Annotated in this window: 3 protein-coding genes; all 3 read left to right on the forward strand. The window is 25.3% G+C overall.

Annotation, left to right across the window (positions count from 1 at the left end):
- The first annotated feature begins 2 nt into the window (after positions 1-2).
- The 3 genes from IU405_RS15925 to IU405_RS11580 all read left to right on the forward strand — a co-directional run bounded on the left by IU405_RS15925 (position 3) and on the right by IU405_RS11580 (position 1,195).
- Complete coding sequence (locus IU405_RS15925) at positions 3-95, forward strand: integrase core domain-containing protein (RefSeq protein ID WP_410896734.1); 93 nt, start codon at positions 3-5, stop codon at positions 93-95.
- Positions 88-462 (forward strand): hypothetical protein, encoded by a 375-nt coding sequence (locus tag IU405_RS11575; RefSeq protein ID WP_197438773.1) that lies wholly within the window; start codon positions 88-90, stop codon positions 460-462. Before IU405_RS15925 ends, IU405_RS11575 begins: the two co-directional genes overlap by 8 nt.
- 304 nt (positions 463-766) lie before the next feature.
- The gene (locus IU405_RS11580) at positions 767-1,195 is read left to right on the forward strand and encodes a hypothetical protein (RefSeq protein WP_197438774.1); all 429 of its coding nucleotides are present in this window, start codon (positions 767-769) and stop codon (positions 1,193-1,195) included.
- Positions 1,196-1,472 lie beyond the last annotated feature (277 nt).

The following is a 1,472-nucleotide window of genomic DNA, read 5'->3' on the forward strand; positions in this document are numbered from 1 at the left end:
ATATAAGTCAAGAGTGGATAAACGATTACAATTACAATAGACCACATAAATCACTTAAAAATAAATCACCAATTGAATACAGATTAAATGAATAAAAATTCTATTTTTGAATGGATCGAATTTAAGGGAAGCTTACATATTCTTTTTTTAATATTAACAATAAGTTTGACAATAACTAATTATTCTAATTATCGTTATGAAAAAGTTCTAACTGAATATGGAAAATTGAGTTGTGAAGAAATGGAAAAAAAATATAAAGAAGACTTAAAAAATAATGAATTAAAGCATTTTTCAGGAGGAATTGCAGGAACAGGAAATTTGGGTAAAAATTTAAGGAAATATAATATTGAACATTTTGACCTTGGCTGTTTAGTTAGCGGAAATTTAGTTTGCTATAGTAAATTCGTTTCTGAACATTTAAAACAAAAAGAAAATATTGAAATTAATGAACTTTACGAATAAAAAAACAGTTGCCAACACCGTACAAAATTAATTGCTTGCTTTTTGCTTACTTGCGAAAATCCTCGCGGATTTTCTTTGTCAGTAATTATTTATTAACTTTATTGCTTAACCAACGCAACTAACCTTGTACAACAACGTTGGCAAACATTAACAGATGAGAATCCGAAAATTATTCGAGTAAATAAAAAAATAATAATTCTTAAAATTGAATCAAATAAATAAATTTTACATAACTCTAAATAAACATTTTAATTTAAATTTTACGAAAATTGAAAATTATTTTAACTTAATAAAATCCCAACTTATGTATAAAACAATTTTATTACTATTTCTGTTTTTTACTTTTTTTTCTTGTAGCCAAGACGAAATTAATATATCAGCTGAAAAACAAATAATAGGAGAATGGAAACTAAAACAATCGTCTAGATTAATATCAAATAACAATAACATTTATTATGAATATCAAAATTACGAGAATGTTAGTTATCATTTTAGTGAAAATAATGAAGTAATTATAGTAGGTAATTCTGAATTTGATAATGAAGGAAATTATGATTTTGAATTGAAATATGAAGTTTACTTCAATCCAGATCTAAATCAAGAACCAAAGACTAATATTATTGTTTTTAATGGAAATAAATATATTGTTCAAATTGGATCAAATAATAATTCGGAAACTCTTATTCTAACTAACTTTATTGACGGAAAAAAAAGGTTGTACTTTGAAAAATAAAACGTTTGCCAACACCGTACAAAATTAATTGCTTGCTTTTTGCTTACTTGCGAATCCCAAAGTCTCGGGACTCGCTGATTTTCTTGGTCTGTAATTAATTATTAACTTTAGTGCTTAAACAACGCAACTAAGTTTGTACGTATTCCAAGATCAAATCCTAATAAAATTTACTATTTTTTTTATGCTACATGATTTTGAAGAACAACATAAGGTGTTCCTCTTTTTATGACTGCAAATGCTCTTGCAATTAGCTTGTTTCTAACATTATTTATCGCTA

The sequence above is a fragment of the Polaribacter sp. BAL334 genome (assembly GCF_015767435.1).
Classification (GTDB): domain Bacteria; phylum Bacteroidota; class Bacteroidia; order Flavobacteriales; family Flavobacteriaceae; genus Polaribacter.

What these genes read in the sequence shown, in the direction of transcription:
- IU405_RS11575 (WP_197438773.1), top strand. Translation starts at nt 88, where the DNA reads ATGAATAAAAATTCTATTTTTGAATGGATCGAATTTAAGGGAAGCTTA.
- IU405_RS11580 (WP_197438774.1), top strand. Translation starts at nt 767, where the DNA reads ATGTATAAAACAATTTTATTACTATTTCTGTTTTTTACTTTTTTTTCT.